Source organism: Streptosporangium sp. NBC_01469 (genome assembly GCF_036227305.1).
Taxonomy (GTDB): domain Bacteria; phylum Actinomycetota; class Actinomycetes; order Streptosporangiales; family Streptosporangiaceae; genus Streptosporangium.
Map to the genome: position 1 here is coordinate 8,801,962 of NZ_CP109465.1, position 22,737 is coordinate 8,824,698.

The 22,737-nt window shown below is 70.9% G+C and carries 17 protein-coding genes; 7 read left to right on the forward strand and 10 right to left on the reverse strand.

Annotated elements, in window-relative coordinates:
* Window positions 1-12 precede the first annotated feature (12 nt).
* Entirely contained in the window at window positions 13-873 is an 861-nt protein-coding gene (locus OG587_RS38270) for a DUF4097 family beta strand repeat-containing protein (RefSeq protein ID WP_329083699.1), read from the forward strand.
* Window positions 874-980: 107 nt separating this feature from the next.
* On the opposite strand, the gene OG587_RS38275 is transcribed toward OG587_RS38270, so the two are convergent.
* From OG587_RS38275 to OG587_RS38295, 5 genes are all read right to left on the reverse strand, one after another.
* Entirely contained in the window at window positions 981-2,135 is a 1,155-nt protein-coding gene (locus OG587_RS38275) for a VWA domain-containing protein (RefSeq protein ID WP_329083700.1), read from the reverse strand.
* A complete protein-coding gene (locus OG587_RS38280; protein WP_329083701.1) occupies window positions 2,128-4,764 on the reverse strand; it encodes a DUF5682 family protein in 2,637 nt (878 codons plus the stop codon). The genes OG587_RS38275 and OG587_RS38280 overlap by 8 nt, the downstream gene beginning before the upstream one ends.
* Window positions 4,765-4,986: 222 nt before the next feature.
* A complete protein-coding gene (locus tag OG587_RS38285) occupies window positions 4,987-6,054 on the reverse strand; it encodes an ATP-binding protein (protein WP_329083702.1) in 1,068 nt (355 codons plus the stop codon).
* Window positions 6,054-7,454 (reverse strand): DUF5691 domain-containing protein, encoded by a 1,401-nt coding sequence (locus tag OG587_RS38290; protein WP_329083703.1) that lies wholly within the window; start codon window positions 7,452-7,454, stop codon window positions 6,054-6,056. The genes OG587_RS38285 and OG587_RS38290 overlap by 1 nt, the downstream gene beginning before the upstream one ends.
* A 256-nt stretch (window positions 7,455-7,710) precedes the next feature.
* Window positions 7,711-9,234, reverse strand: coding sequence for an SWIM zinc finger family protein (locus OG587_RS38295; RefSeq protein ID WP_329083705.1), 1,524 nt, complete (start codon window positions 9,232-9,234; stop codon window positions 7,711-7,713).
* A 98-nt stretch (window positions 9,235-9,332) separates the two neighbouring features.
* On the opposite strand from OG587_RS38295, the gene OG587_RS38300 reads away from it, so the two are divergent.
* Both OG587_RS38300 and OG587_RS38305 read left to right on the forward strand, forming a co-directional pair.
* Entirely contained in the window at window positions 9,333-9,764 is a 432-nt protein-coding gene (locus tag OG587_RS38300) for a cupin domain-containing protein (RefSeq protein ID WP_329083706.1), read from the forward strand.
* A gap of 308 nt (window positions 9,765-10,072) precedes the next feature.
* The gene (locus tag OG587_RS38305; RefSeq protein ID WP_329083707.1) at window positions 10,073-11,608 is read left to right on the forward strand and encodes an aldehyde dehydrogenase family protein; all 1,536 of its coding nucleotides are present in this window, start codon (window positions 10,073-10,075) and stop codon (window positions 11,606-11,608) included.
* A gap of 178 nt (window positions 11,609-11,786) precedes the next feature.
* On the opposite strand, the gene OG587_RS38310 is transcribed toward OG587_RS38305, so the two are convergent.
* Window positions 11,787-12,260: a hypothetical protein gene (locus OG587_RS38310; protein WP_329083708.1), complete on the reverse strand. Its 474-nt coding sequence runs from the start codon at window positions 12,258-12,260 to the stop codon at window positions 11,787-11,789.
* Window positions 12,261-12,419: 159 nt separating this feature from the next.
* Between OG587_RS38310 and OG587_RS38315 the strand changes: the two genes are divergently transcribed.
* Window positions 12,420-13,229, forward strand: coding sequence for a class I SAM-dependent methyltransferase (locus OG587_RS38315; protein ID WP_329083710.1), 810 nt, complete (start codon window positions 12,420-12,422; stop codon window positions 13,227-13,229).
* A 230-nt stretch (window positions 13,230-13,459) separates the two neighbouring features.
* Here the strand turns inward: OG587_RS38315 and OG587_RS38320 are convergent, their stop codons facing one another.
* Together OG587_RS38320 and OG587_RS38325 are read right to left on the reverse strand one after the other, a co-directional pair.
* Complete coding sequence (locus OG587_RS38320; protein ID WP_329083711.1) at window positions 13,460-15,289, reverse strand: M14 family zinc carboxypeptidase; 1,830 nt, start codon at window positions 15,287-15,289, stop codon at window positions 13,460-13,462.
* 140 nt (window positions 15,290-15,429) lie between these two features.
* The gene (locus tag OG587_RS38325; protein ID WP_329083713.1) at window positions 15,430-15,837 is read right to left on the reverse strand and encodes an ATP-binding protein; all 408 of its coding nucleotides are present in this window, start codon (window positions 15,835-15,837) and stop codon (window positions 15,430-15,432) included.
* A 192-nt stretch (window positions 15,838-16,029) separates the two neighbouring features.
* On the opposite strand from OG587_RS38325, the gene OG587_RS38330 reads away from it, so the two are divergent.
* The gene (locus OG587_RS38330; RefSeq protein ID WP_329083714.1) at window positions 16,030-16,854 is read left to right on the forward strand and encodes a helix-turn-helix domain-containing protein; all 825 of its coding nucleotides are present in this window, start codon (window positions 16,030-16,032) and stop codon (window positions 16,852-16,854) included.
* 33 nt (window positions 16,855-16,887) lie between these two features.
* Complete coding sequence (locus OG587_RS38335; RefSeq protein WP_329094128.1) at window positions 16,888-17,118, forward strand: DUF397 domain-containing protein; 231 nt, start codon at window positions 16,888-16,890, stop codon at window positions 17,116-17,118.
* Between the two features lie 234 nt (window positions 17,119-17,352).
* Here OG587_RS38335 and OG587_RS38340 read toward each other — a convergent pair whose 3' ends face one another.
* The gene (locus OG587_RS38340) at window positions 17,353-20,289 is read right to left on the reverse strand and encodes an AAA family ATPase (protein WP_329083715.1); all 2,937 of its coding nucleotides are present in this window, start codon (window positions 20,287-20,289) and stop codon (window positions 17,353-17,355) included.
* Window positions 20,290-20,303: 14 nt separating this feature from the next.
* The gene (locus tag OG587_RS38345; RefSeq protein ID WP_329083716.1) at window positions 20,304-20,996 is read right to left on the reverse strand and encodes a hypothetical protein; all 693 of its coding nucleotides are present in this window, start codon (window positions 20,994-20,996) and stop codon (window positions 20,304-20,306) included.
* A 1,044-nt stretch (window positions 20,997-22,040) separates the two neighbouring features.
* Here OG587_RS38345 and OG587_RS38350 point away from each other — a divergent pair.
* A complete protein-coding gene (locus tag OG587_RS38350) occupies window positions 22,041-22,736 on the forward strand; it encodes a hypothetical protein (RefSeq protein WP_329083717.1) in 696 nt (231 codons plus the stop codon).
* Window position 22,737 lies beyond the last annotated feature (1 nt).

Below are 22,737 nucleotides of genomic sequence, written 5' to 3' on the forward strand. Positions count from 1 at the left end.
GAGGGCACCGCCATGCCAACGTTCGACACCCCCGAACCGATTTCCGCCACCATCGCCCTCGCGACCGGCAACGTCCGGATCACCGCGAGCGACCGTACCGACACGGTCGTCGAGATACGTCCGAGTGACGAGCTCAACGACGCCGACACGCGGGCCGCCGAGCAGATCCGGGTCGAATACTCCGGGGGCAGGCTGCTGGTGAAGACCCCCGGCGACAAGACCCGTTCGTGGCTGGAGAGGGACGGGTCGGTGGAGGTGACGATCGACCTGCCGACGGACTCCCGCGTCGACGCGAACACCTCGGCCGACCTCCGCTGCGAAGGCCGCCTCGGCGAGTCCAGGTTCACCACCGCCTCCGGCGACATCTGGCTCGACCAGACCGACAAGCTGCAGCTGAACACCGCCTCGGGCGACATCACGGTGGCCCGGTCGGTCGGGCACACCGACGTCACCACCGCGGACGGCGGGATCCGGATCGGCGAGATCTACGGAACGGCGGTGATCAAGACCACCAACGGCGACATCGCCCTCGGCGAGGTGACCGGCGACCTGCGGCTGAACACGGCGTACGGCGACATCACCGTCGATCGCGCCCTGGCGTCCATCGGCGCCAAGAGCGCGCACGGCAGCGTCCGGATCGGCGAGGTGGTGCGCGGCTCGGTCGCGCTCGAGACCGCGAGCGGCGAGCTGGAGGTCGGCATCCGCGAGGGCACCGCCGCCTGGCTGGACGTGCACACGCGGTACGGCACCGTCAGCAGCTCCCTGGAGTCCTGTGACGACCCCGGACAGTCCGACGAGACCGCCAAGGTGCGTGCCCACACCGAGTACGGCGACATCGTGATCCGTCGCTCCCGGCCCTTCTCCTCCGGCTGACTCCTCGGAGAGGTCTCCGGCCGACTCCCCGGAAACCACCGGATGTGACCCCTGACGTCCCGGCGTGGGCGGGCCCCCGTGGCCCTGCCGCCCTCGCCGGGACGGGATCAGGTGGCGGTGCGCTCCAGCCGGCGCTCGGCCCACCGGCCGATGTCGCGGCGCTCGATCGCCGCGGCCATCAGGTCGGGGAAGGCGTCGGGAGTGCAGGCGAAGGCGGGCACCCCCATGGCCGCGAGCGCCGCGGCGTTGTCGTGGTCGTAGAAGGGCGCGCCCTCGTCCGAGAGCGCGAGCAGCACGATCACCTGGACACCGGCCGAGGTCATCTGGGCGACCCTGCGAAGCATCTCCTCCCGTACGCCGCCCTCGTAGAGGTCGCTGATCAGGATGAGGATCGAGTCGTTGGGCCGGGTGATGAGCCCCTGGCTGTAGGCGATGGCCCGGTTGATGTCGGTGCCGCCGCCGAGCTGGGTGCCGAACAGCAGCTCCACCGGGTCGTGGAGCTGGTCGGTGAGGTCGACGACCGCCGTGTCGAAGACGACGAGCGAGGTCCTCAGCGAGCGCATCGAGGCGAGCACCGCGCCGAAGACGCTCGAATAGACGACGGAGGCGGCCATCGACCCGCTCTGGTCGATGCAGAGCACGACCTCGCGCTGGACCGCCCGCTGCCGCCTGCCGTACCCGACCAGCCTGGACGGGATCACCGTGTTGCGCTCGGGCAGGTAGTTCTTCAGGTTGGCCCGGATCGTACGGTTCCAGTCGATGTCGGCGACCCGCTTGGGCCGGTGGGTCCTGGCCGAGCGGTCCAGGGCGCCGGTCACGGCGGCCTTCGTCTTCTGCACGAGTTTCCGCTCCAGCTCGGAGACGACCTTGCGGACCAGTGCCCTGGCCGACTCGCGCGCCTTCTCGGGCATCACCCGGTTGAGCGACAGGATCGTGCCGACCATGTGGACGTCCGGCTCGACCGCGTCCAGCATCTCCGGCTCCATCAGCAGCCGGGTCAGGTTCAGCCGCTCGACGGCGTCCTTCTGCATGACCTGGACGACGGTCGAGGGGAAGTAGGAGCGGATGTCACCCAGCCAGCGCGCCACCCTGGGCGCGGAGGCCCCCAGCCCCCCGCTCCGCTCGCCGGAACCACCGTCGCCGCCGTTGTACAGCGCGGCCAGCGCGCCGTCCATCCGGGCGTCGGTCCCGGCGAGCGAGCACCCGGTGCCGTCCGCGTCGCCACCCAGGACCATCCGCCAGCGGCGGAGTCTCTCATCCATCGGCGCTGCCCGTCCTTCCCGAAATCGCCGGCTCCAGAATCGTGAGCACGGTCCGCACGGCCGCCGCCGCGCGCTCCTCGTCGAAGTTCTCCGCGTCCGGCGCCAGGTCGCCGCCACCCGCGCCCAGGGAGCGGACGCGCGAGCCGATCGAGCGCCGCTCCGGGGCGGCGAAGGCGCCGAACGTCCTGCGCAGCAGGGGCAGCACGTCGACGAAGGCCTCCGGGGCGAGCCCGGTGAGCCACTCGTCGACCAGCCCGAGCAGCCGGGGGTCGTGCACGAGCAGCAGCCCGCCCCCCGACAGGAACCCCTCGATCCAGGCGGCCGCCCTGGCCGGTGGGTGCCCCGCCGACATCGCCCGCGACATCCGCCGCCCGACCTCCGCCGTGTCGAGGTCGGCGGCGTCCAGCAGGATCCTGGTGAGCCGTCCCTCGATGAGCCCGTGCAGGTCGGCGCGACCGGAGGCCCCGCGCAGCGCCACCAGCCACCGCTCCCGCGGCGCCTCCTCCCCGGAGCCGGTCGAGCCTCCGGAAGCTCGCGAGCCCACCGCGCCACCCGGGTGGGCGGGTCCGATGTCGAGCAGCGCGACGGCGGTGTGGACGGCGTCGACGTGGCGGATCAGGTCGCGGGCGGCGTCGTCGTCAAGGCCGGTGACGGCCCCGCCGAGGCCGACGCAGATCCTGGTGAGCATCGCCTCGACGATGGTGGCCAGGCCGGTGGCGGGGGTGCCGCGCACGTCGCCGTAACGCTGGGCACGGACCATCGCCGGGAGCGCGGCCATCAGGTGCGTGACGTCGTTGTCGAGCGCGGCCCGCGCCGACAGGGCGTCGAGCACGTACGGCAGCGCCTCCGGCAGGTCGGCGAGCAGGCAGCGCTCCACCAGGCCAGTGAGCCCGGCCAGCGTGACCCCGCCGGACGCGCCGCCGGACATGCCGCCGGGCCCTCCGGGTCCGCCCGGGGCGCCGCCTCCCGGACCGGTCCTTCCCGGCCCGCCGCCTCCCGGCACGACCGTCCCCGGGGCGCCACCTCCGGGACCGGACGCACCGCCGGACGCTCCGCCCCGGGCGGCCTGGCCGGGCGTCCCTCCTCCGTCGGCGAGGTCGCGGACGCGGGCGGCGGCCGCCACGGGGACGGTCGTGCCCCAGGCGCCCGCCTCGATCAGGTCGATGTCGAACTCGGGCCGCCAGGCGAGCGACCACGACTCGCGGAAGGTTCCCTTGCTCCGGCTCTCCTGAGGGGTGCCCCAGCCGACGCCGAGCAGGCGCAGCCGGTGCAGCAGCCTGCTGCGCTCCAGGTCGAGAGGTTTGCGCAGGTCGAGGTCGTACTCCCGGTCGAGCGCCTCGGGCTTGAGCTTCACCCGCCGCTGTTCCTCGCGCAGGTGGCGCTGGAGAGGGACCATCGGGGTGGAGTCGGGCACCTGGCCGAGCCGCTCCCCCACGACCATGCGCCGCTGGATCAGCTCGACCGGCAGGTCGTCGCCCTCGCACAGCACCGCCCTGACCGCCTCGGTGACCTCCGCCAACCCGGCCAGCGGCCGTCCCCTGAGCACGGCCAGGCTCTCCGCGAGCCGTACCGCCTCGATGACGTGCGCGGAGGAGACCGGCAGGTCCTCCTCGCGGAGCACCCCGGCCGCCCCGGTCAGCCACCGCTCGACCGGACGGTCGGGGGAGGCGAACAGGTGGTGGTACCAGCCCGGGGAGGCCACTCCCGCGCCGTACCCGCTCCAGGCGGCCAGCCGCCCGTACGTCCACGGCACCCAGGTCATCTCGGCCCTGACCTTGGGCAGCCCCCTGAGCAGCGCGTCGTCGGCCTTCGCGGTGGGCAGCCCGGCTCCCCAGGGCGCGCCCTCGCGCGACGTGCCCGCCAGCGCGGGGACGTGCCAGGCCCCGCAGACCACGGCGATCCGCTCGAACCCGTCCCTGACCGCCCTGCGGATCGTGCGCCGCATGAAGGCCTCGCGCCGTGCCTCGTACTCGTCGGCGACGTGCCCCTCGCGGACGGCCCCCATGGCCTCGGCGATCATGTGGAACGGGGTGTCGCCACGGTGCTCGACCGCGTCCTCCCACCACCGCTCCGGGTCGTCGTATCCGGCGGCGCGGGCGAGAGCCCCGATCGGATCGATCCGTACGGCCTCCGGGGCGGCGTCCGTCTCACCGTCCGTCTCGCCCTCGTGGGCCGCCTCGCCCCGGGAGCCGGGGACCTTCGCGTCCGGTCCCCGCGCCCCGGCGCCTTCCGGCGCCTCCCCTTCATGGGGTTCCCCCGATTCGGCGTCGCCGGTCTCCCCCGGTTCGGCGTCACCGGTCGCGCCGGGACGGGAGGCGAGGCTGTGCACGGCCGGCAGGTCGCAGAAGCGGACCGGGACGCCCGCCGCGACGGCGTGGCGGATCGCCTGCCACTCGGGCGAGAACTCCGCGAACGGCCAGAACGCGGCCGTGGACGGTTCGCCCGGCACGTGGGCGAGCAACGCCACCGGCGGCCGGAGATCGGGGTCATGGGCCAGCCTGACCAGCTCGTCCGCCTCTGGCGGCCCCTCGATGAGCACGACGTCCGGCTTGAGACGTTCGAGCTCGTCGCGCAGGGATCGCGCCGACCCCGGGCCGTGGTGCCGGATCCCCAGCACGGAGACGCTCATCGGCGCCCCCCGCCGGGCCGGGGAACCGCGACCGGCGGCACCGGCGACGCGAGGATCGGGAACGCGGAAACCTGGAAGGCCGAGACCGGCAACGCGGAAACAGGTAACGCGGAAACCTGGAAGGCCGAAACCGGCAACGCGAAGACCGGGAACACGGAGACCGGCGACGCGAAGACCGGCGGCGCCGAGGTCGGGAGCACGTCCCTCCCGGGGGTCGCCGCCTCAGCCCGCGTCACGGCAGGCCCGGTAGAAGTCGCGCCAGTCCTGGCGCTCGCGCACCACGGTCTCCAGGTATTCGCGCCAGACGACGCGGTCGGAGACCGGGTCCTGGATCACCGCGCCGACGATGCCGGCGGCCACGTCGGAAGGGCGGAGCACCCCGTCGCCGAAGTGCGCGGCCAGGGCGATGCCGTTGGTGAGGACGGAGATGGCCTCGGCGGTGCTGAGCGTTCCGCTGGGGGACTTGACCTTGGTGCGGCCGTCCTCGGTGACGCCGGTGCGCAGTTCCCTGAAGACCGTGACGACGCGGCGGATCTCCTCCAGGCCGGTGAGGGTCTCGGGCAGCTCCAGGGAGCGGCCGAGCTGGCCGACCCGCCGGGAGACGATGTCCACCTCCTCCTCCGCGGTGGCGGGGACCGGCAGCACGACGGTGTTGAACCGGCGGCGCAGCGCGCTCGACAGGTCGTTGACGCCACGGTCCCGGTCGTTGGCGGTGGCGATGACGTTGAAACCACGCGACGCCTGGACCTCCCGGTTGAGCTCGGGGATCGGCAGCGTCTTCTCCGACAGCACGGTGATCAGCGCGTCCTGGACGTCGGAGGGCATACGGGTCAGCTCCTCCACCCGGGCGAGCCGTCCCTCGGCCATCGCCCGCATCACCGGGCTCGGCGTGAGCGCCTCCATGGACGGGCCCTCGGCCAGCAGCCTGGCGTAGTTCCAGCCGTAGCGGATGGCCTCCTCCGCGGTGCCGGCCGTCCCCTGCACCAGGAGGGTGGAGTCACCGCTGATCGCGGCGGCCAGGTGCTCCGACAGCCAGGTCTTGGCGGTGCCGGGCACGCCGAGCAGCAGCAACGCGCGGTCGGTGGCGAGCGTCGCCACGGCCACCTCGACGATGCGCCGCGGCCCGATGTACTTCGGGGTGATCTGGTCGCCGTCGCCGAGGACGTAGGTGGTCACCGCCCAGGGCGACAGTTTCCAGCCCGGCGGGCGGGTGCGGTCGTCGCCCTTGGCCAGGATCGCCAGCTCCTCGGCGTACTGGTCTTCGGCATGGGCCCGCAGAACCGTTGTCACTACTGAAGCTCCCTCAACATGTCGTCACGGAAACGCAGGAGGGCGGCGACCTCCTGGATGGGCGGCTCCGGTGAGAGCCGCCCGGCCACGCCGTGCAGGGCGGGGTCGATGCGCTCACCGGCGAGTTTGGTCAGCTCGCCGAGATTCCACGGCTGGGTGCCGGAAACGTCGATGATCTTCTGGAGGACGGCCGTGGCCAGGGTGGGCCCCCAGGGGACCGCGGCCCCGCCGAGAACCATGATCAACTGACCGTCCAGGCCGTGCCGCCGGACGAAGTCGGCGGCGACGGTCTCCTGTTTGTCGCGGGGCAACGCAGCCAGCAGGTCGGCGATCGGATCCCAGGCGAAGAGCTCCATCGCCCACTCCGGATCCTCCTGGAGGACGGCGGCCCTGACCCAGCCGGCCCTGATCTCGCGACCCCAGTCGACGATCTTCATCCGGATGAGCTCCCGGGGAGGCCGTCCGAGCAGCCGGGGCCAGACGTCGAGCGGGGTGCGGGCCACCGCCTGCTGCAACCACCAGCTCCGCTCGCCGATCCCCTGGGGCGCCTTGGCCCGGATGCCGTCGCGCTCCATGGCGCTGTCGCACGCCTTGGGCAGGGCGACGTAGATGTCGCCGTTCAGGACGTTGACGTACTGGGCGGCCCGCTCGGCCATGCGCAGGGCGAGCCGCGATCCCGGGAGCCGGGTGAGCAGGTCGGCGGCCTGGTTTCTGACCTCGCGGCGGCGGTCGTCGAGCGCGGCCTCCAGGAACGGCTCGTCGTCGGGCGAGAGCCCGGTGCCGAGGACCTCCAGGAACGCCGCCCTGTCGTCGGGCGTCTCCTTCTCCCAGGTGGCGGCGAGCAGCTCCCTGGCCCTCGCCGGGTCGGCCGCCCGCAGCGCGCCCAGGTGGACGCGCCGATCGCCTGAGGTGCCGAACTCCCAGACCTCGGAGACCTCGTCGGCGCCCCCGGTGACCTCCTCCAGCAGGAAGCCCCACGCCGGGTTCAGCCCGGCCAGCCAGCGGCCCCGGTTTCCGGCGAGGACGCCGAGGTGCGGGCGGATCGACCGGTCCTTGGCCGCGTGGTCGAGAAGCTCGGGCAGCAGATGCGGCGAGAGGCGGTATCCGCGCGCGGCGGCGGTCTTCAGCCACTCGGTGAGCAGTCTCGGCTGCTCACCGCCGAGGATGCGGGCGAGCCGGTCGCCCGCGGCGCGCGAGACCGCGGTCTGCTCCTCGGGCGCCGCGACGGCCGTCGGCTCCCCCGGAACGACGGGCCGCCGCCCCGCGCGCATCCGCAGCGTGTGCACGGCGGCGCGCCCGAGCAGCTCGACCTCGCTCGCGCCCGGCCCCGGCAGGGGGCGCCGGTCGGTCCCGACGAGCGCGGTGGACACCAGGTCCTCCCATTCGGCGGAGGTGCTCACAGGACATCCAGGGCGAATGCCCTTTCCTTTGGAACAGGGGGGAGACACTTCCCGTTTCTTCTCTCGTTGCGGGGGTCCGGCTCGGTAGGGTCGAGGTGTCCCGCGATAACCAAGCGGGACCTGTTTGAACGCGGCAGGGCGTGCCGTTTCTGCGCGGGGAGGCTTCGGGGTTGCCCAAGCCCGTGAACCGCGAACCGACAGGCCCGGCCGGAAGGCCGGGTGCTGGAATCCCTGGCTTTCGAGTCGTGGGAGGACGTCAAAGGACGATCACCCGGCCTTCCTCATCCCAGGTTGTGAGGGGGCGCAGGCCCCTCGGGGTCCATTCGGCGACTACGGTCAGCGGGTGGCCCCCCGAGGTGGCGACCAACCGCCACGGGGTGCCCGCGGACGGGTGAAGCGGCAGCCCGCCGGAGGGCCCCGCCAGGAGCCGCGAACCGTTCCCCGCAGGAGTCACCCCCTCCAGCACGAGCGGCCAGGAGTCGAGCCAGGGGTCACCCGCCAGAGCCTCGGCCACCTCGTCGAGGGCCTGCTCGACGGTCGAACCAGGCGGCGGACCGGCCAGGGCGACATGGTGACGAGCGGCGTCATGATGAGCGGGATCGTGACGGGCGGGATCGTGACGGGCGGCGACCACCGCGCGCAGCGGGGCCGAGCCGGGATAGAACGCCAGGTCGGCGTCGATGGTCGTGCCGGTGACGAGCGAGGCGTCGAGGGCCTGCCCGACCGGGGCGAACGAGAGGACCAGCGCCGCCCGGCCCGTCGCGCGCCCGCGAAGCCAGACCCGGCGCGCGATCAGCCGGTCGTGCTCCTCGTCGCGCCGTCCCAGCACGTCCCACAGGTCGCGGACGGCACCGCGGGCGAGCACCTCCTCCCGCGTCATCGGGAAGCCGACCCGGTCACGCACCCTTTCGAGGAGTCCGGCGGGAGCCGTTTCCCGGAACACCTCCTCGTCCGACGCCTCCCGGCCTCCCACCGGGTGACCTGCACCCCCGGCGGGCCCCGCCGACGCCGCCTCCCCCGAGCCGTCCGGACCGGCGAGGTCAGCGATACCGGCACCCTCGCCACCTCCGGCACCGGATCCGTCGCCGGCCGGGACGGAAAGCCGGCGGTGGGCCACGCAGAGCAGGTGCAGCAGCGCATACTCGCTCAGGAGGCGCGCGGGCCAGTCGTCACCGTCGAGCACGGCGCCGAGGCGGGACAGCGAGCCCGCGACGGCGGGCGCCTGGGCGTCGATCAGGCGTTTGACCAGGTCGTCCCACTGGTCGTGGCGCCGCGACCCGGCGATGCCCTGCCTGATCTGGTCGGCGAGCCAGCGCTCCAGGTCCGACAGCCCCACGGTCACCCGCCGCTCGCGCAGCGCGGCCCGGCGGCCGTCCGCGGGACCCGGCTCGACGGCCCCGGCGGCGCGGGACGTCCCCGCCTCCGCCGCCTCCGCCGCCCTGGCCGCGCGCCCGCGCCGCCCGCCGAGCCACTCGGCCACCCAGTCGGCGGGCTCCTCGGCGGCGGGGACGCCGTCGGCCGACCACAGGAGCAGCAGGCCGAGGGCGTGTTTACACGGGAACTTCCTGCTGGGGCAGCTGCACCGGTAAGCGGGGTCGGACAGGTCGACGCACGCCCGGTAGGGCTTGGAGCCACTGCCCGCGCACTCGCCCCACACCGCGTCGGCGGTGGCCCCGGCCCCCGACCACTTGCCGGGGGAGGATATTCCCCGGGCCGCTTTCTGGGACGAGGCGTCGGGCGCGAGCGCCAGCACCTGATCCTGGTTCCACCGTTCGATCACGAACCGAACCTAACCAACCCCCCCGACAAATCCGGACGCGTCCTCAACAGCCGTCCCACGGTACGTCCGCCGGAACCGGGTTCCCTAGAATCGGTGCGATGACGACCCCTTCACGTCCTCCGCTCGCCGAGGCCCTTGACCTGCTGCCGCATCCCGAGGGTGGCTGGTTCCGCGAGACCTGGAAGACCTCCGTCGACCTCACCCCGCCCGGGTACGCCGGCACGCGGGCCACCGCCACCGGGATCTACTTCCTGCTGGAGCCGGGCGAGGAGTCGCGCCCGCACGTGGTCACCTCCGACGAGGTGTGGTTCTGGCACCGGGGCGGCCCGCTGACGATGATCATCGGCGGTCACGAGGGCCAGCCCTCCGGCACCGTGACCCTGGGGCCCCTGGTGGAGGAGGGGCAGGTCCTCCAGGCCGTGGTGCCCGGCGGCACCTGGCAGGCCGCCCGTCCCGCCGGTGACGAGGGCGTGCTGGTGAGCTGCGTCGTGTCCCCCGGTTTCGACTTCGCCGACTTCCGCATGCTCTGACGGACGGCGTGTTCGACTTCGCCGACTTCCGCACGGTCCGACGGAGGGCGTGTTCGACTTCGCCGACTTCCGCACGGTCCGACGGAGGGCGTGTTCGACTTCGCCGACTTCCGCACGGTCCGACGGACGGCGTGACGGATGACGTGGCGGACAGCACAGACAGCACAGACAGTGCGGCCGACAGTGCGACGGACGGCGTGACGGACGGACCTTCGTGAGGAACCGCCGCGAACGGCCTCCCTGCCGATGTGACGGCCTCCCCTTGCGCGGGGAGAATGCGGTCACAGGTTCACACCGGGAGGTCGAAGGTGACCAGCGAGATCGTCTCCGTCATCGGCGGAAAAGAAACGTCCAACGGCGCGGCCTACGAGTCGGTCAACCCGGCTCGCGTGGACGAGGTGGTCGCGCGGGTCCGGCTGGCGGACGCGAGCACGTTCTCCTCCGCGTGCCGCGTGGCCGCCGCCGCGCAGCGAGAGTGGGCGCGGGTTCCCGCGCCCGTCCGGGGGCGGGTGATCGCCTCCATCGGACGCCTGGTGGAGGCCAACGCCGAGGAGCTGGCCCGCCTGGTCACCCGCGAGATCGGCAAGCCGTACGCCGAGGCGCTGGGCGAGGTGCGCGAGATCGTCGACACGTGTGACTTCTTCCTCGGCGAGGGCAGGCGGCTGTACGGGCAGACGGTCCCCTCGGAGATGCCGGACAAGAACCTGTTCACCTTCCGGGTCCCCGTGGGGGTGGCCACGGTGATCACCGCGGGCAACTTCCCGGTCGCGGTGCCGTCGTGGTACCTCGTCCCGGCACTGCTGTGCGGCAACGCGGTGGTGTGGAAGCCCGCCGAGTACGCGGCGGCCTCCGCGCACGCGCTCTACCGGCTGTTCACCGCGGCCGGGCTGCCCGACGGCGTGCTGAACCTGGTGCTCGCCGACGGCGCCGCGACGTTCGGGGGACTGGAGGCGGCGCTGGCGGAGGGCACGGTGCACAAGGTCGGGTTCACCGGCTCCACCGAGGTGGGCCGCCGCGTCGGCGAGCTGTGCGGGCGCCACCTGCAGTCCCCCTGCCTGGAGCTGGGCGGCAAGAACCCGATGGTGGTCATGCCCGACGCCGACCTGGACCTGGCCGTGGAGGGCGCGCTGTTCGCGGGCTTCGGCACCGCCGGGCAGCGGTGCACGTCACTCGGCACGGTGATCGTGCACGAGAGCGTCCACGACGAGTTCCTCCGCCGGTACGCACGCGCCGTGGCCGGGGCGGAGGTCGGCGACCCGGCGGGGGATGTGCTGTGCGGGCCGCTGCTCGACCGGAAATTCGCCTCACGCTACGAGGAGTATCTGGGCTGGATCCAGCCGCACCACACGGTCGTCTCCGGCCCCACCGGCCGCATCACCCGGGACAATCCGCGCGGCGACTTCACCGGGGAGGGCGGCCTCTACTACCACCCGGTGGTCGTGGACGGCGTCCGCCCCGGCGACCGGCTTTTTCTGGAGGAGACCTTCGGCCCCATCGTCGGCGTGACGCCCTTCGGCACGCTGGACGAGGCCGTCGAGCTGGCCAACCTCCCCGGCTACGGGCTCTCCTCCTCCATCTACACCACCGACCCGGCGTCGGCCTTCCGCTTCCGAGAGGGCATCGGCGCGGGCATGGTCAGTGTCAACAACTCCACCTCCGGCGCGGAGGCCCACCTGCCCTTCGGCGGCAACGGCAAGTCGGGCAACGGCAGCCGCCAGTCGGGGATGTGGGTCCTCGACCAATTCACCCGCTGGCAGGCGATGAACTGGGACCACTCGGGCAGGCTCCAGAAGGCCCAGATGGACGTCGCCGAGATCGTCCCCGACCTGGACTTCCGCCTCTGACACCCCGGACGCCCTCGACGTGTGGCGGCGCGAGCGCCGCCACACGTGAGAACGCGACCGCGGACGAGACGTGGCGGGTACGGGCGCGGACGCGCCTCCCGCCGGTAAGCACGGTAAGCGCGAGGAGCACGAGGAGCGCGAGGTGCTCCGCCCGGCCCGCTTCGAGGACCTGACACCCTCAGTGGTGCGTCACCACGTACTCGAAGACCTCGAAGCTCGTGAAGAGCACGAACGCGATCGCGAGGAGGGCGTACAGCAGGGCGGGCTGCGACACGCGGCGACGCGGGCGGGGCTTGGCCGCCGAGAGCCCCGGCTCCGTCGCGGGAACGGGCGTGAGGCCAAGACCGGTTCCGGAGGACGTCACCGGGGACACCGTGGGGAACGCCACCGGAGGCGGCGCGGCGGTGACGCGGGGGTGCGCGCTCGGGGGGAAGGCGCGGACGCCGTCGTGGCCGCAGGCGGGGCAGCTCGCCCCCGACCAGGGCGGCTGGACCATGACACCGGACCGCAGCCAGAGCACGACATCGTGTCCGTGCCCGTCGGTCAGGTGGCGGACGAGGTATTCCTCCTGCCACAGGTGCCCGCAGCGCGCGCACCCCAGCGGCCAGGTCTCGTGAGCACTGAACTCCTCGTGCACGAGGACCACCCCCATCGTGTCAACGAATATCCGACCTGAGTGTGAACCCGGCCTCTCATCACAACAAGTGATGGAATAGTGCGAAAACCGTTACTACCATATAGTGAGACAATTCTTCTTGAAATATGAGACTCCTGTTATGGTCCAACCAGCGCGACGAGAAGAGGAGGGCTTATGACAGGCAAGGACGCCGTCTACACGCACGGGCACCACGAGTCCGTGCTCAGGTCCCACAGGTGGCGTACGGCGGAGAACTCGGCGGCCCATCTCCTGCCGCACCTGAGGCCGGGCATGACGCTGCTGGACGTGGGCTGCGGGCCGGGCACCGTCACCGCCGACCTGGCGGAGCGGATCGCGCCCGGCACGGTCACCGCGGTCGAGATCACCGAGGAGGCGCTCGGACTGGCCCGCGCGGAGGCGGAGCGGCGCGGGCGCTCCGACATCGCGTTCGCCGTGGCGGACGCGCACGCGCTGGAGTTCCCCGACGACACCTTCGACGTCGTCCACGCCCACCAGGTGCTGCAGCACGTCGGCGACCCGGTCCAGGCGCTGCGCGAGATGCGGCGGGTCTGCGTGCCGGGCGGGATCGTCGCGGTACGCGACAGCGACTACGCCGCGTTCACCTGGTTCCCCGAGACTCCCGAGCTGGACGAGTGGCTGGACCTCTACCGGGGGGTGGCGAGAGCCAACGGCGGCGAGCCCGACGCGGGGCGGCGGCTGCTGTCGTGGGCGCGCGCGGCGGGGTTCACCGACGTCTCGGCCACCTCCTCGACCTGGTGCTTCGCCACACCCGAAGAGCGTGCGTGGTGGGGCGGCATGTGGGCCGAGCGGATCCTGGAGTCCGACATGGCCCGCCAGGCGCTCGCCTCGGGCGCCGCCGCCGAGGAGGACCTGCGCCGTATCTCGGAGGGCTGGCGGACCTGGGCCGGGCAGCCGGACGGCTGGCTGTCGCTGCTCCACGGCGAGCTGGTCTGCCGCGTCTGATCCGCGGGAACCTCGCGGGGCCGCCCGCCCCGGCCCTTCCGGGCTCCTCCGCCCCTCCGGGCTCCTCCGGGCTCCTCCGTGGCCCAAACTTCCCAAGCGACTCCGGGATTTTCCGGATTCCCCGAGGTCGCCGGGCGACCCAGAACGCCCTCCCGGATTGCCGGGCGACCCGACAGGGGTAACGGCGAGAAGGCTCGGGGCGCCTCCGGCGGAGGCGCCCCGAGGAAGGGTCAGGGCTGCTGGGTGATCTTGACGTTGTCGATCCCGGCCTCGACCAGGGAGGCGCCGGAGGCGTCACCGGCCTCGACCAGGATCCGGACCGTCTGCCCCGCGAAGGCGGAGAGGTTGGCCGTGGCCACGGCCCAGGCGCCGTTGCGGTTGGAGGCCGCGCCGAGCTGCTGGAACACCTGGGTGGTGGTGGAGCCGACAACCTTCACCCGCAGGAAGTCGGCGCTGGAGGCGTTGGAACCGTGCGCCAGATACCACGACAGCGACAGGTTCAGCGTCCCGGTGGACGGCAGGGTGATGGCCGGTGACCGGATGCTGGTGATACCTCCGTCGATGTCGTAATCACCCGCCGCGGCGCCCGCGAGCCTGCCGGTGACCAGGTCGTTGGTACCGCTGACGGTGGTGCCGAGCTGCTTGGCGCCGCTGGAGGTGGTGGCCTCGGGATCACCGCGCTCCCACAGGCCGGAGGTCGCGGTGTCGGTGCCCGAGGGGTTGGCCGTCCAGCCGGTCGCCGTCTCGAACTCGTCGGAGTAGACGGTCACCGGCGGGGTGCCGGTGCCGCAGTACTGCGACTCCTTGCCGATGATCCGGTAGACGCAGTCGGAGTATTCCAGGAAGCGCAGCGTGGCCTCCTTGTTGCGGGTCGTCTGCGGGACGATCTGCTCGTCGGGGGGGTAGAAGCCCGGCGAGGAGCTGGCCGGGTACATCTCGAAGGTGTAGCTGAAGATCTTGTAGACGCCCCACAGCCAGTCGTCGATCGTGCCGTCGGTGATGTAGAGGTCGCTGGCCTGCTGGGGGGTGTAGCCGTTGGTGGAGGCCATGTTCTGGCCCAGTGTCGCGTGGGCGTCGCGGTCGTCCTGGGTCAGGCCGGGGCCGGTGTCGTTGAAGGTGTAGCCGTACGGCCACAGGATCAGCTCGCTGTAGGTGTGCCAGTCGATGTGCGACTTGATCTGCTGCACGCCGCCGACGACCCGGCTGCGCACCCAGTTGGCCACCGCCCTGACCTCGGGGGTCGACTCGGCAGCCGAACCCCGGTAGGTCTCGCTGGAGGTGGAGCCGGAGGAGCCGCCGCAGCAGCCCCAGTTGTAGCCCCAGTTGCGGTTCATGTCGGTGCCCACGGCCGAGGAGCCGGGGTTGGGCTGGCGGTTCTTGCGCCAGGAGCGGTAGGAGCCCGCGGCGATGTCGTACTCGCCGCCGTCGGGGTTGAGGTCCGGCATGATCCAGATCTCGCGGCCGTTGACCAGGTTGGCGATGCGGCTGTCGGTGGCGTACCCGTCGGTGAACAGGTTGAGCAGGTAGATCGCCATCTCGACGGTCAGGTGCTCGCGGGCGTGCTGGTGGTGGGTGAACAGCACCTCGGGTTCGTTCTCGTCCGCGGCGACGTTGTCACTGATCTTGACGGCGATCAGGTCGCGTCCCTCGTACGAGGTGCCGTAGCTGATCTTGCGGGCGATCGTCGGGTGGTCGGCGACGATCTGGTTCACCGCGGCGGTCATCTCGGCGTAGTTGTGGTAGCCGGAGTCCGACGGCGGGAAGTCGGCGCGCCGCTCCGGCCCGGTCGGGAATAACGACCTGGGGATCTTCGTGACGGTATAGCCGAGTTTTTTGATCTCGGCGACCTCCGCCTCGCTGGCGGTGATCACGACCGAGTCGGGGTCGACCTGGTCGATCGCGGCGCCGGTGGCGGCCACCGCACTTCGCTGCTGGGCGGTGCTCGGCCCCTGGACCTTGTACTGGCTGTTCGGTTGTGGCTCGGCCGAGGCTCCGGCCCCGGTCACACCGAGACACAACAGCGCCAGGGCGGCGAACACCACGATCAGACGGCGTCTCACCTGCGTCCTCCTCAGGCACGCACTCTAGGGTTTTGTCACGTGCCTCCACCGAGAGTCAAACAGCGGCGTTGATTAGCAAAGGCCCAAATTTTTGAGGCGGCGGGAACTCGTCCGCGCGACCGGACAAAACCGGGCCGTATTCAGAAGACCACCTCGAACCAGAGCGTTCTGGAACCCTCGGGAGCATCGTCCTGAATGCCCCAGCTGTCGGCGAGCATGTCCACCAGGAACATGCCCCGCCCGCCCTCCGCCTCCGGGTCGTTGCGCACGTGCGGCGCCGACGCCCCGGATCCGGCGTCGCAGACCTCGACCAGCACCGCGGCCGATCCCACCGCCACGGTCATCGCGACGTCCCCGCCCCCTCCGGAACCGGAGTGGATCACCGAGTTCGTCACCACCTCGCTCACCAGAAGGACGACGTCGTCGGACGCGGGGTGCCCCTCACCGAGCAGCTCCCTGACCCGGCTCCGCGCCACCGACACCGACTCCGGGACCCCTTTGAGGGTCACCGTCGATCGAGGTGAGACGGCCCGCCGTCCGATCGCCATGGTTGACCTCACTCCCCGACACGCATATTCCATGCACATCGCCCTCTGAGATGGCACACTCACTCACGGTGAACTGTTCTATCAAGGACTGCAATACCTCATGTTGAGATTCCACAGATTTGCTATCAAAGGACGGAGGGAGGTGGATGCGTGGCCTCTCGACACAGCCCCACGGCCCGTCATCGCCGTCTGATGGCTGAGCTGAGCCGTCTGCGAAAGGACAGCGGGCTGACGCGGGTGGAGGTGGCCGAGCGGATCGGCTCCACCGACACCACCGTCTGGAGGTACGAGACGGGCCAGTCCCGGCCTCGCCCCTCGGACGTGTCGGCCCTCACCGATGTGTACGGCGTGACCGGGGAGGCCAGAGACTCCCTGATCCAGATGGCCGTCGAGGCCAGAAGGCGGGGCTGGTGGCACCCCCACCGTCAGGCTCTCAAGCCTGGCTTCGACTCCTACATCGGGCTTGAGGCGGAGGCGTCGCTCGTGCGCTCGTACGAGCCGCTGGTCGTCCCCGGCCTGATGCAGACCGAACCGTACGCACGCGCGGTGATCGAGGCGACCTCAGTCGTTCAGACCCCCTCCAAGGTCGAGGAGACGGTCTCCGTGCGCATCTCGCGTCAGCGGTTGCTGCACGGACCCGGTGACCCGATCCACCTGGTCGCCGTGCTCGACGAGGCGGTGATCCGGCGTCGGATCGGCGGTCGCGACATCATGTCGGAGCAGCTGGAGCATCTCGTTCACCTCAGCGGGCTGCCCAACGTGGAGATACGGGTCGTCCCGTTCTCCGCGGGGGCCCACCCTGCGATGGACGGCCAGTTCTGCCTGCTCAGCTTCCCCGAGCCCGATGTTCCCGACCTGCTCTACCTGGAGCAGGCCGCGAGCGGGAACGTGCCGGACGACCCCAAGCAAGTCAGCCGATACGCCTCCATGTTCGAGAGCCTCTGCGCCATGGCTCTCAGTCAGGAGGCCTCGGCAGCCTTCATCGCCCAGATGGCGAGAAGGTTTTCCTCCCCCTAGCTGTAGAAGGAAGAAAAAGTGCGAGGGTCCACGATGGATCTGTCCGGCGCCGAGTGGCGCAAGAGCGGTCGCAGCACCAACGGAGGCAACTGCGTGGAGGTGGCGGTCGTCCCCGGTGACCCGGCGGTCGCCCAGCACAAGGCAGACGCCGATCAGCTGTATCTCGTCCGCGACTCCAAGGATCCGGGCGGCCCGGCGCTGGCGTTCACCCGGAACGAGTGGGACGCCTTCGTCGGCGGCGTGAAGGACGGCGAGTTCGACTGACGGACCTCCGGGGGAACCAGCCTCACGGTTCCCCCGGAACCTTCGACCACAGCCCGCCCGCGGCCTCGGCCCGGCGGGCTGTGCCCGTCATCCGCTACCCGTCACCCCTCGTATCTCGCGGCCCGTCGCTCGCTATCCGTCCTCCTCGTATCTCGCGGCCCGTCGCTCACTATCCGTCCTCCTCGTATCTCGCGGCCCGTCGCTCGCCGGAGATCCCGGGACCTACCGGGCCCCTCAGCGCGGGGGCCGCTCGTCGGTGCCGTTGTAGCCGAGGATCCGCAGGGCGACCTCGGGGTCCATCGCCGCGGCGAGCAACTGGGCCCGTTCCACGGCGCCGTCCCGCTGGGCCTCGGCCTTGGCCCTGGCCGCCTGCGATCCCCTGGTGACCGCGGCCACGATGGCCGCCCCCACGATCGCCGCGAGTACGGCCACGAACACCATCGCGAGCGTGCCGGAGTCCGGCGAGCCCACCCGGCCCATCGCGGCCGTCCCGCCGTTCAGCACGTAGGTGCCCAGCGCCGTGAAGACCGCCAGCGCGACCAGGCCGGCCACGATCACGTACACCGTCCGCGCCCTCCCGCCACGCGCCGCGGGGGCGACGGGCGGCGGGGGCGGTGCGGGCGGCGGCGGTGACGGGCGGCGCGCCGGGGTGGCGTCGTCGCCCCAGGGCACGAAGTCGGGTTCGGTCACGGCCGCAGGAATCGCCGCGGTCGGCACCGTACCCGGCATCGTGCCGGCCATCGTGGAACCGTGACCGTTGCCCGTGAGCACCGCGCCGTGGATGACCGCGGCGGCGGGTTCGAGGCGGGGCAGGGCCGGCGGGACGGGCAGGGTGCGCGCCACGTGGCTGTGCTCGCGGTGCGCCCGCGCCGCCTCCAGGTGATACTCCTCGATCTCGGCGTAGAAGTCGTCCGAGACGTAGATGGAGCCGTCGATCAACGGCCCCCGCCGACGTTCCAGGATCGCGACCACGTCGTCACCGTTGAGCGTCTTGTGTGCCTCCAGCGCGTGCGCCAGGCACAGGACGTCCCGCCGGTGCTCGCGCAGCAGTTCCTCGGTCCGGTCGAGCAGGCCCACCAGGTTGAACTCGATGCGCTCGCCCAGCACGTCGGGGGCGAGCGGCTGGCTGCCGCCCGGCGCCTTGGTGAAGCCGATGCCCCCGCCGCCGGGCTTGGGCATCGACTTGCCGCCCATGATCTCCAGCTCCTGCAGCGCGGGCACCGAGGTCACCCCGCGGCCCATGCCCCAGTGCGCCTCCATCAGCGCGGTGAGGTACGTCGCGGAGAACAGGTCGCCGGAGACACCGGAGGAGTTGTCCTCGCCGAAGAACATCCGCTCCCCCGCCAGGGAGGCGAGCGAGACCATGATGTCGGCCTCGTGCTCGGACTTCCAGCGGGTGAACTGGTCCTCGGGCTTGATGCTCGCGACCATGCCGAGGTAGTCGGCCCCCTTCTCGATCGTGGCGATGTCGATCTCGAGGTGGTAGCGGGTGCGGTACGCCGCCACGGCGTGGCAGGCCTCGTGCACGGCCACCGCGTGCCGCTCGCGCTCGATGTACTCCACGTCCTCGGGCGGCCCGAGCTGCTTGAGCCGCTTGGCGCGCGTCACGTCCGACCAGGTGATGACCTCCCGGCCGTCGCGGATCGCGGTGATCAGCGACTCGTTCACCAGGTCCTTGATCGTGGCACCGGTGGCGTAGGGCGTGATCGTCGCCAGCTTGTCCAGCTGCGCGTCGGTCAGCTCGTGGTCGACCTTGTCGAAGTAACCGCGGTAGGTGCGGACCCGGCCCGCCTTCGACGGGTAGCCCACCTTGTAGATGCGGTCGATGCGGCCCGGCCGCAGCAGCGCCTCGTCCAGCGAGTTGGGCATGTTGGTGGCCATCATGACCAGGATCCGGTACTTCGGCGGCGGCTTGGGCCGCATGCCGAAGAGCCTTCGCACGTGCCGGTTGACGATGCCCCTCGGCTTCTTCAGGCCGGACAGCTCGGTGAGCAACGCCTGCAGCGTGCCCGGGTCGCCGCCGCCCCCGCCCATGCCGCCCATCATGAAGCGGCTGCGGCCGGTGTCGGGCTCCTTCGGCTCGGCCGCGCCCTGGCGGGTCAGCAGCCACCGGGTGTCCTCGCTGAGGTAGCCGAAGCCGTGGCATCCGGCGGTGTGCGGGGAGAACCCGGGGCCGCCCCTGGGCCCCTGCTGCGCCAGCGAGCCGCGCTTGCCGAGGGAGTCGGCCTCGTCGAAGAAGACGATCACGCCGCCGTACCGCAGCGAGAGCTTGCGGAGCTTCCTGAACAGCGACTTCACCTTCAGGATGCCGATGCCCATGAACATGTTGACGAACGCGCCGGGGTCGACGAACACGTACGGCTTGCCGGTCTCCCCGGCCACGGCCTCGGCCATCAGGGTCTTGCCGGTGCCCGGCGGGCCCCACAGCAGCAGGCCGCTGGGCACGTAGCCGCCGCGCTCCTCGATGGCGTCCGGCCTCTCCAGGAAGACGATGTTCTCCTTGACCCGCTCGACGACGTGGTCCTGGCCCCAGACGTCGGTGAAGCGGGTCTTGATGTCGTCGGGGAAGTACGTCTCCACGCCGCCGCGCGACAGCAGCCAGAACAGGCCGATGAACTGGAAGGCGATGAAGAAGAACGCGAAGGCGAGCTGCGCCATGTACGGCAGGGCCTGCCAGAGCAGCGCGGGCGCCTGGAACAACGCGAGCGCCGGAGAGGTGTCCAGCACCTCGCCGAGGATGAGGGCGAGCACCGCGATCCAGAACACCCACTTGATGGCGCGCGCCATCCTGAAGCGGTTCCAGTCGGAGAAGCGGCGGTGGGTCCAGCGCTCGAAGCCGCCGAAGACACCGCGCGTCCAGAACCGGTTGTATCCGGCGGAACGCTCGCTGACGAAGAAGTGGAGCTGCCGCAGGAGCTCGGCCCCGAGGAGCCAGAAGATCCACGGCGCCGCGACCGCGGTGATGATCATCGCGTCCTGGAAGGTGATGATGCCCTCGTAGGAGGCCATCTCACTCCACACCAGGATGAAGTAGATGATCGACAGAATGAGGAGGAATTTGATCCGGTCCCAGAACGGCATCTTCTTACGCTTGTCGGGATGCGGATCCGTCGGACCGGAGCCCGGAGCCCGGAGTCCTTCGAAGTTGGGAGGCGGTGGAGGTGACTTCATGGACGGGCTTCTCCTCACCCGGTGAGTCGCTTGACCTTGAAAGACTGCGCGATCTTCTCGAACTCCCCGGCGCGCTTCCGGTAGCAGGCGGCCGAGCAGCGGATCAGCAGGGTGGAGACCCGCTTGCCGTCCTCGGCCAGGTAGGAGGTGAGGTCGAAGGTCTCGGTTCCGGCCCCCCGGATCGCGTAGTTGAACCGCACGTGCACCCCGCGCAGGCCGTCTCCCGGCTGGAGCACCTCGTCGGCGAGCAGCTCGAAGTTCTGCAACGGGTAACCGGGGATCTTCGCGTACTCCTTGCGCACCGTCTCGGTGACGGGCAGGACGGAGTTGCGCATGGTGTTCAGGGACAACGAGTCCTGCTCCTCGGGGAGGAGCTTGGCGATCCGGGCGAAGACGAACGGCTCGTCTCCGGTGCCGTAACCGAGAAGGTGGTCGGCGGACGGCTCGGTGTGGGCGTCGTAGGCGGCCGACCAGATGAGCTGCTTGCGCAGCCGCGCGGTGGCCGATTCGGGATCGGCCCCGCTGGTCGCCTTGTCCAGCGCCGTCTGGTCGACCTTCTGCCAGGTCGCCGGAACCTTGAAGTACGTCTGCCCGTCGTCGTGGCGAACGTAGGTGAACTCGGCACGTGCGCATCCCGTGAGCCCGCCGACCATGGCGGAGACGACCGCCACGGTCACCACGGCGAACCCGGCCCTTGATCTTTTCACCAGGGCTATACCTCCGCTTTACGGGTTAACGAGGTGGTTGTGCCCGTTTTTCACGCGACCCTCTCCTGTCCTGGCGTGCCCATCTCGAAAATCTTGACCAAATCTTTCCGGGAACCCGGCTTCACTTGTTACACAATGCCGCTGCTGGATTCCCGACATCATTGAACCCTCAACCTCCGTCTCGGAACAGGGGGCGGGCGGCCCTTCTCCGCCTTTTTTCTCCGGGCCGGACGATCCCCGAACCACATCGTGCGCCGAACCGTGTCGCGCGACGCGTCGGCGCCGGCGCGAGGCGCCCCGGTACGGCCCCCGCGGCATTCCCGATCGCCCCTGGGCCGCACTCCGGCCGAAGCCACGGCCGCCCGGCCGGACCGGGGCGGAAAGGGACCCGAGCCGAGGCCGGGAGGGGGATGACCCGGGACCTGAGCGGGGCGGAGAGAAACCCGAGACCGAGATGGGGAGGGAGACCCGAGGGGGGCGGAGAGGGTCCGGAGCCAGGACCGGTGAGGAGCGGCGGGATCTCCTGACGGCACGGACACGGAGGATTTTCCTCCGCCACAACATAAATCAATGAATGGCGCACATACCCATTCAGTGTGGCATTAACGACAACGACGGATTATGTCCGACGACAAAGTCTCGTCGGTCGATCGTAAGTCGTCGCCACCGATCGAGGCCGCGACCGCCGGCGATCACCGACCCCCTCGCGGGTGGCGGTCCCCCGGTGATCGGACCGCCAGGTTTGGGCAATCACTCCCCCCACCGGCCCCGCGCGGGCGCACCCACTCCGGCGGAGGACGCGAAAGAGCTCACGGAACCCACCCAACCAGAGCAATGCCCCTTTTGTTACTTTTTTACCTATACATACCCTTAGTCGGCTTTTTCGGGGTATGGGGTTATATAATTCATAAAACATGGTGTTTTCATGCCTTCAAAGGAAAAGGCATTAAACATCATCAATGCCGCCTACCTCCGCTATGTGCCGGCGAAAACCCCTCAGGGAGGTGGAGCGCACGACGAGGCGGCCGACAAGGAGTGATGATCGTGAACAATGAGGTACGGATAGCCCTCGCCGTAGCCGGCGGCTACCTCCTGGGGCGACGCCAGAAGCTGCGCCTGGCGATGGCACTGGCCGCCGCCGGAGCGACCGGCCGGTTGAGCGCCGGTCAGAGCGACCTCCTCCAGCAGGGGTTGAAGATACTCAGTTCCTCCCCGGAACTGGCGAAGATCACCGAAAGCGTCCGGGGTGATCTCGTGGACGCGAGCAAGGCCGCCGCCAAGGCCGCGGTGAGCAGGCAGGTCGACTCACTGAGCACCAGGCTTCACGACCGGGCGGAGTCCCTGCGCAATCCGCTGGAGGACCTCGGACTCGGAGAGGAACTCGAGGAGGACGAGGAGCCCAAGGGCCGCCGCGGGCGCGTGAAGGGCCTCCTGTCCCGCAGGAAGGCCCGGCGGCGAGACGAGGAAGAGGACGAGTACGAACCGGAGATCGACGAGGAGGAGCAGGAGGACGAGGAAGAAGAAGAGGAAGCCCCGCCCGTCCGCAGGCGTCCCGCCTCCGCCAAGCGTCGTGCTCCGGCGGCCAAGCCCACCCGGCGTGCGCCGCGGGACTCCGATGAGGAGGAGGACGAGGAGGAAGAGGAAGAGGAGCCGCGGGCCAGGTCCAAGCGCAGGCCCCCCTCCCGGAGCGGATCGACCGCTTCCCGCACCAAGCCGGCACCCGCCAGGGCGCGGAGGTGAC

What these genes read in the sequence shown, in the direction of transcription:
- OG587_RS38270 (WP_329083699.1), top strand. Translation starts at nt 13, where the DNA reads ATGCCAACGTTCGACACCCCCGAACCGATTTCCGCCACCATCGCCCTC.
- OG587_RS38275 (WP_329083700.1), bottom strand. Translation starts at nt 2,135, where the DNA reads ATGGATGAGAGACTCCGCCGCTGGCGGATGGTCCTGGGTGGCGACGCG.
- OG587_RS38280 (WP_329083701.1), bottom strand. Translation starts at nt 4,764, where the DNA reads ATGAGCGTCTCCGTGCTGGGGATCCGGCACCACGGCCCGGGGTCGGCG.
- OG587_RS38300 (WP_329083706.1), top strand. Translation starts at nt 9,333, where the DNA reads ATGACGACCCCTTCACGTCCTCCGCTCGCCGAGGCCCTTGACCTGCTG.
- OG587_RS38310 (WP_329083708.1), bottom strand. Translation starts at nt 12,260, where the DNA reads ATGGGGGTGGTCCTCGTGCACGAGGAGTTCAGTGCTCACGAGACCTGG.
- OG587_RS38315 (WP_329083710.1), top strand. Translation starts at nt 12,420, where the DNA reads ATGACAGGCAAGGACGCCGTCTACACGCACGGGCACCACGAGTCCGTG.
- OG587_RS38325 (WP_329083713.1), bottom strand. Translation starts at nt 15,837, where the DNA reads ATGGCGATCGGACGGCGGGCCGTCTCACCTCGATCGACGGTGACCCTC.
- OG587_RS38330 (WP_329083714.1), top strand. Translation starts at nt 16,030, where the DNA reads ATGGCTGAGCTGAGCCGTCTGCGAAAGGACAGCGGGCTGACGCGGGTG.
- OG587_RS38335 (WP_329094128.1), top strand. Translation starts at nt 16,888, where the DNA reads ATGGATCTGTCCGGCGCCGAGTGGCGCAAGAGCGGTCGCAGCACCAAC.
- OG587_RS38340 (WP_329083715.1), bottom strand. Translation starts at nt 20,289, where the DNA reads ATGAAGTCACCTCCACCGCCTCCCAACTTCGAAGGACTCCGGGCTCCG.